Source organism: Burkholderia sp. Ac-20379, from assembly GCF_017104645.1.
Classification (GTDB): Bacteria; Pseudomonadota; Gammaproteobacteria; order Burkholderiales; family Burkholderiaceae; genus Burkholderia.
In genome coordinates this window covers 1-6,207 of the sequence record NZ_JAAGPF010000390.1, presented here as the reverse complement: position 1 = coordinate 6,207, position 6,207 = coordinate 1, and the positions used below count along the sequence as shown (strand labels likewise).

Annotated in this window: 5 protein-coding genes and 1 pseudogene; 2 read left to right on the top strand and 4 right to left on the bottom strand. The window is 70.2% G+C overall.

The window, feature by feature from the left end; all coding sequences use genetic code 11:
* Positions 1-154: 154 nt before the first annotated feature.
* Positions 155-610 (bottom strand): annotated as a pseudogene (locus G3N92_RS29655) (AraC family ligand binding domain-containing protein); the annotation flags it as partial.
* 113 nt (positions 611-723) lie between these two features.
* Here G3N92_RS29655 and G3N92_RS29650 point away from each other — a divergent pair.
* Positions 724-975, top strand: coding sequence for a hypothetical protein (locus G3N92_RS29650; RefSeq protein WP_206131126.1), 252 nt, complete (start codon positions 724-726; stop codon positions 973-975).
* A gap of 58 nt (positions 976-1,033) precedes the next feature.
* A complete protein-coding gene (locus tag G3N92_RS29645) occupies positions 1,034-2,005 on the top strand; it encodes a zinc-binding alcohol dehydrogenase family protein (protein WP_206131125.1) in 972 nt (323 codons plus the stop codon).
* 308 nt (positions 2,006-2,313) lie between these two features.
* On the opposite strand, the gene G3N92_RS29640 is transcribed toward G3N92_RS29645, so the two are convergent.
* The 3 genes from G3N92_RS29640 to G3N92_RS29630 form a co-directional block, all read right to left on the bottom strand.
* On the bottom strand, positions 2,314-2,898 hold the full coding sequence (locus tag G3N92_RS29640; RefSeq protein WP_241015100.1) for a cysteine hydrolase family protein: 585 nt from the start codon (positions 2,896-2,898) through the stop codon (positions 2,314-2,316).
* 104 nt (positions 2,899-3,002) lie between these two features.
* A complete protein-coding gene (locus tag G3N92_RS29635) occupies positions 3,003-5,141 on the bottom strand; it encodes a TonB-dependent siderophore receptor (protein WP_206131124.1) in 2,139 nt (712 codons plus the stop codon).
* A complete protein-coding gene (locus G3N92_RS29630) occupies positions 5,138-6,019 on the bottom strand; it encodes a DJ-1/PfpI family protein (RefSeq protein WP_241015099.1) in 882 nt (293 codons plus the stop codon). Before G3N92_RS29630 ends, G3N92_RS29635 begins: the two co-directional genes overlap by 4 nt.
* Positions 6,020-6,207 lie beyond the last annotated feature (188 nt).

Here is a 6,207-nt window from a genome sequence, read left to right as displayed (position 1 = left end):
GCGACAGTAGTGATGACGTGGAGGGAACGGCTGGCCACGCAGGCGGCGGCGGAGTGGCAGTTAACAATGCTGATGTTTTTTTTTCAAGCAGAAGCCGGCATGCGAGTTAATCTATGGTGGCTGGAGTTCAGGCGTGTGCTCTTCCGCTCTTCGACAGGCCCAGCGCCTGCGCCGGCGAGGCCGCGATTTCCGCCACGATCAGTTCCGCGATGCGCGTCTCGTCGGCATCGCGCGGGCCGCCCGGCCAACTGGCCGCGCGCCGCACCGCTTCGCGCAGCAGCGGGTTGGTGCGGATCGCGCGCGGCTCGGCAGGCAGGCTCGCGCGGGCCGCCGCTTCCTCGACGAACACGCTCCAGCCCGAGAACGGGCCGTGCGAGCGCAGCGAATGCCAGTGGTGGGGCGGCACCCAGATCGCATGGGTGGCCGGCACCACCCACTGCTGCGCCTCCAATCCCACCGACAGCAGTCCGCTCAACGCGCCGATCAACTGGCCGCGCGGGTGCCGGTGCGCGTCCGTTTCGCGCGCCGACGACTGCGTCAATTCCGCAGCCGCAACTAACGGCCCGCCCGGCTGGAGCACGAGCGGTGGGGGCAGCAGGGGATCGAGCATGGCCGAAATTCCGTATCGAATGGCTTGCATGAGGGAGTTGGGCCGATTCTATCTCGATAAACTGGCTTGCATCGAAACCGGCGCCGCGCGGCGAGCGCCCAAGGAGGATTGCGATGCGAGCGGAACACCTGCTGCCCGACGGGCAGGATCGGGCGGAAATCAACGGCGTCGGCGTGCGCAAGGGCACGGTGGGCGCGTTTCTCGTCAATGCGCGCGTGCTGGGCACGCCCGATGCGTCGCCGGAAGCGCGCGCCGAGGCGCGGGCGGACATCCTGGCCGCGCTGCCGGCGCTGCGCGCGCTCGGTGTGTTCGAGGTGCTGGAGGTGCGCGACCCCGCCTTGCGCGCCTGGATCGGCGCACAGTGAGCGTCGGCATCGCGAGCGCGCAATATCGCTTCGAACCGGACATCCACGGAGGAACCCCATGAAAGCAGCAATCGTGAAATCGGCCGGCCAGACGCCGGTGTACGGCGACTTCGACGCGCCGCGCGCCGGCGCGGGCAGCCGCGAGATCCGCGTGCGCGCCGCCGCGCTGAGCCACGTCACGCGCTCGCGCGCGGCGGGCGTGCATTACACGTCGGAGGCCGCGGGCCAGGGCGGGGCGTTCGTGCCGTTCGTGCCGGGCATCGACGGCGTGGGCGAGGATGCCGACGGCCGGCGCGTGTACTTCTTCGGGCCGGCTGCGCCGCATGGCGCGATGGCCGAGCGCAGCGTCGCCGTCGAGGCGCATTGCCTGCCGGTGCCCGACGCGCTCGACGACGTGACGGCCGCCGCGCTGGCGATTCCCGGCATGTCGTCGTGGGCCGCGCTCAAGGAGCGCGTGCGGCTGCAATTCGGCGAGACGGTGCTCGTGAACGGCGCGACCGGTTCGTCGGGGCGGCTTGCCGTGCAGCTTGCGAAATATCTGGGCGCGGGCAAGGTGATCGCCACCGGGCGCGACGCCACCGCGCTGGCCGAACTGACCGCGCTCGGCGCGGACGTGATCGTGCCGCTGAGCCAGGACGGCGCGCTCGACGCCGCGTTGCGCGAGCAGTTCTCGGGCGGCGTGGACATCGTGCTCGATTACCTGTGGGGGCCGAGCGCCCACGCACTGCTGGTCGCGGCGGCGCGTGCGCTGCCCGATCTGGCCGCGCTGCGCTACGTGCAGATCGGCGCGATCGGCGGCGGCGAGATTTCGCTGCCGGCCGCCGTGCTGCGTTCGACCGCGATCACGCTGATGGGCAGCGGGATCGGCAGCGTGCCGTTGCCGATGCTGATCGAGGCGCTGCGCATGGTGCTCGACGTCGCGCCGAAGGCGGGGCTGCGGATCGATGCGCACGCGGTGCCGTTGGCGCAGGTCGGCGAGGCGTGGGCGAAGACGGATAGCCGGCGGCGCACGGTGTTCACGATCGATTGATTCCGGGTGGCGGGCGGTGGGTGGCGCGATTTCGGATCAGTCAGTTTGATGATTCGATCGTGTCGTGTCGATAAGAAAAGTTATCTTAACGATGCGGTGTCGTGTCCGGCACCGCGACCGCTGTTGCGGTCTCGGACGCGTTCGATCGCCCTGAATCTCGCGTCCGATGCCGCCCGAATTCCGTTTCCGGATCGCGCGGGCGCGGGCGGTCGAGGCCATCCGCGCCATCGCGCAACGGCACGGCACGGTCGTCCACAGCGGCCGAAATGGGCCGCGCAAGGCTTCGGCAGACGCAAGCGCTCGACCGATCAACGCGCCTGCGCGCCCAACACCGCGTCGGCCGTCGTGACCGTGCAGTATTCGCCGTCGAGATTGGCCAGCGACATCGCATGAACGTCGTCCGCGCTGCGCGGGCTGCCGTTCCAATCGGCGCGGGCAAACGTGAAGCAGCCGTCGGCGACGAGATAGGTGCGGAAGCCGAGATTGCCGGCCATGCGTACCGTCGCCTCGACCGAGTTGTTCGTGATGACGCCCGCCACCACCAGCGTGTCGTGGCCGGCGTCGCGCAGCCGCGCTTCCAGGCCGGTGCCGATGAACGCGCTGTTGGTTTGCTTCGCGATCACCGGTTCGCCCGCCGCGGGCGCGCATTCGGGCTTGAACGCATGCCCCGGCTGGCCCGGCCGGTAGTGCGAGCCGGCCTCGCTGGAATCGTGCCGGACATGCCACACCGGCCAGCCCCGGCTGCGCCATCGTTCGAGCAGGCGGGCGATCTGCCGTTCGGCGTGCGGATTGTTGCGCACGCCCCAATCGGGATGGTCGATCGCCCGTTGCAGGTCGATCAGCAGGAGCACGGCGCCGGGCGGGGGCGGGACGGGATGCATGAGGGTGGTCATCGGCTTGGTTGGGGGGAATCCAGAGGCGGCCGCCGCGACGGCGCGGCTCGCCGCCATCGAGCTTATCCGATCGCGGCGGCAGGCATCCGCCCGCCGCCGGACCATCAAAACCGATACGACACCGTCACCTGCGCCGTCAACGGCGGGCTCGGCATCAGCGTGTAATCGAACGTCGCCGCCGATCCGCCCGTGTAGTACTTGCGGTTGAACAGGTTGTAGACGTTCAGCTGCGTCTTCCACGGCCCGCGTTGATAGGACGCCATCGCGTCGGTGCGCAGGTAGCCGCCGAGCCGGAACGTGTTCGGCAGCGTGGCCTCGCGCGCGCCGACGTAATACAGGCCGGCCCCCACTTGCAGGCCCGGCACTGCCGGCACCTGATAGACCGTCCACAGGCTCGCGCTGTGCCGCGGCACGTTGCTCAGCAGATCGCCCACCGGAAAGCTCGTGTCGCTCGTCACCTTGGCCAGCGTGTAGGCGTACGTGAAGATCGCCTTCCAGTGCCGCGTGAGGTTGCCGGCGATGTCGAGTTCCACGCCCTGGCTGCGCTGCTTGCCGGTCAGTACCTCGAGCAGCGGGTTGGTCGGATCGGTCGTCAGGATGTGGTTGCGGTTCAGGCTGAACAGCGCCAGGTTCGCGCTGAGCCGCTGCGGAATCAGCGCCTGCTTGACGCCGATCTCCACCTGCTCGGCCAGCTCCGCCGGATACGTGACGTTGCTGCCGCTGTGGCCCACGTTCGGCGCGTAGCTGCGGCTCCAGTCCGCGAACAGCGAGGTGCCGCTCACCGGTTCCCACACCACGCCGAAGCGCGGCGAGAACGCCGTCTGCTGGCCGCGGCCGGTGGCCTCGCCGGCCTGGTCGGCGCGATTGACGAAGCGGTCCACGCGCAACCCCGCCTGCAGCTTGACCTGCCGCGTCAGTTCGACCAGATCCTGCAGATAGGCGCCGTAATCCGCGCCGCGCCCCTGGTGGCCGGGTAGCGGATCGCCCGGCGTCAGCCCGGACACGTAGCCCGGGTTGAACAGATCCTCCGTCATGTTCGAAACCGACGAGCCGCCGCTGCCCACTTCCAGATAGCTGTAATCCACGCCCGCCAGCACCGAATGCCTGACGCTGCCGGTGGCGAAATGGCCGGCCAGCTCGGCGCGCGCGGCGTACTGGCGCGAGACTTCGTTGGCGTCGCTGTACACCGAGTAATCGAGCAGGTTGCCGTTAGCGACGGTGCCGTCCGGGAACGACTGCGTCGACAACTGGCGCGCGTAGGTGTATTGCCCGGACAGCCGCAGCGTCCAGTTCTCCGACAGCGCGTGTTCGAACAGCAGCGTTTCGGACAGCGTGTCGTTGCGGCCGTAATCGCCCTCGACGCCGGGGTACACGCCGCTGCGCAGCCCGTAGTAGCGCGTGCGCGACAGGTCCTGGTAATTGGCCACGGCCGGCACGCCGAAATCGAAGCCGTCGCGGTTCTGGTGGTTGAACTCGCTGAGCAGCGTGACCGAGGTGCCGTGGTGGTTGTCCCAGGTGATCGCCGGCGCGAACGACCACGAGCGCGAGCCGGCGTTGTCGCGGAACGTCGAATCGGTTTCGGCCGACGCGTTGAGGCGGATGCTCAGTTCGCCGTTCAGCGCGCGGTTCAGGTCGAGCGTGGTGCGCGCGAGGCCGTAGGTGCCGGCGGTCACGCCGATCTCGCCGAAATCGTCGCGTTCGGGGCGCTTCGAGACGGTGTCGAGATTGCCGCCCACCGCGCCGATGCCGCCGTACAGCGCGCCGGCCGGCCCCTTGAAGATTTCGATGCGGTCGATGTTCTGCACGTCGCGGAACGCGTAGTAGCCGTAGTTGCGGAAGCCGTCGCGCAGGCCGTTGCTCTCGCTGAAGCCGCGGATGTTGAAGAACGTCGCGCCGTTGCCGCCGTAGCTCGCCTCGGCGTGCACGCCGCTGACGTTCTCGGCCACCTGATCGATGCGCGTCACGCCGCGATCCTGCAGGACCTCGGCCGGCACGACCTGGATCGACGCGGGGTAGTCCTCGAGCGGCGTGTCGGTGCGGGTGGAGGCCTGCGCGCGCGATGCGGCGGCGTAGGTGGGACTCGGCGCGGCGCTGACGGAGATGGACGGCAGCGCCACGTTCGGCGTGGCCGGGTTCGCGTCGGGCGTGGCCGTGGCCTGCGCATGCGCGGCCACGGCAAAGGCGGCCAGCGCGGCGGCCGCGGCGCAGCGCAGCGCGGCGGGGAGCAGGACGGGCGGCGTCATGCGTCGATCCCGAGCCGTTTCGCGGCGGCCTGCGCGGCCAGCTTCGCCTGATTGTCCATCCAGTGGCGGCTGTCGCGCATCGCCTGCGTGCGTTCGGGGCCAGCTTCCTCGGGCGTGCCGCTCAGGAACGGCGGCGCGGGCGCGTATTCGATCGTCAGCGCCGCGCGGCGCGCGGTTTCCTCGCCCTTCAGTTGCGCGACCAGCGTCAGCGCGAAATCCACGCCGGCCGTCACGCCGCCCGCCGTCATGCGGTTGCGGTCGGTCACCACGCGCCGGTTCACGTGGCGCGCGCCGAGGATCGGCAGCAGATCGGCCACGGCCCAATGCGCGGTGGCGTCGTAGCCGCGCAGCAAGCCGGCCGCGCCGAGCAGCAGGCCGCCGGTGCAGACGCTCGTCACCCACGTCGCGGTGCGCCCGCGCGAGGCCAGGAAATCGAGCGTGGCCGGATCGTTCATCGCGCCGATCGTGCCCATGATGCCGCCGGGCACGAACAGCACGTCGACGTCGGCGGCGCAGTCGGCGAACGTGTGCGTCGGCGCGAACGGCAGGCCTTCGACGCTCGAGACGGGCTCGCGCGTCTTGCCGACGAGTTGCGTGTCGAAGCGCGCAACCTTGAAGACGGTCAACGGACCGACCAGATCGAGCGCCACCATCTGCGGGTGAATCAGCATGGCGACCTTCGGCGCGTCCGGCGGCAGCGTGTTCATCATGCGCAGATGATCGCGCGCGGCGGTGTCGGAGGCGGCTGTGTCGGCGGCAGCGGGCGAGGCGTGCGCGGCGGATTCGCTCGCGAGCGCGGGGCCGGCGGCGGTTGCGGCGGCCAGGTACAGCGTGCTCCGCGCGAGGAAATCGCGGCGCGAGGTGGAGGGGCGAGTCATGAAACGAGGCTCCGGATGGAAAGTCGGAACGAGGCAACGGGCCGCCAGCGGCCAGCGCGGCCGGCCGTCGACGCGATGTCGGGCCGGGCGCGCGTCAAGGCCCGGCGCGCACGAGGCGGACTCCGGCTGGCGGGCAACGGAATACGGCGAGGGCGCGGATCGTCGGCGCCGCGCGCGATGAGGGCGCG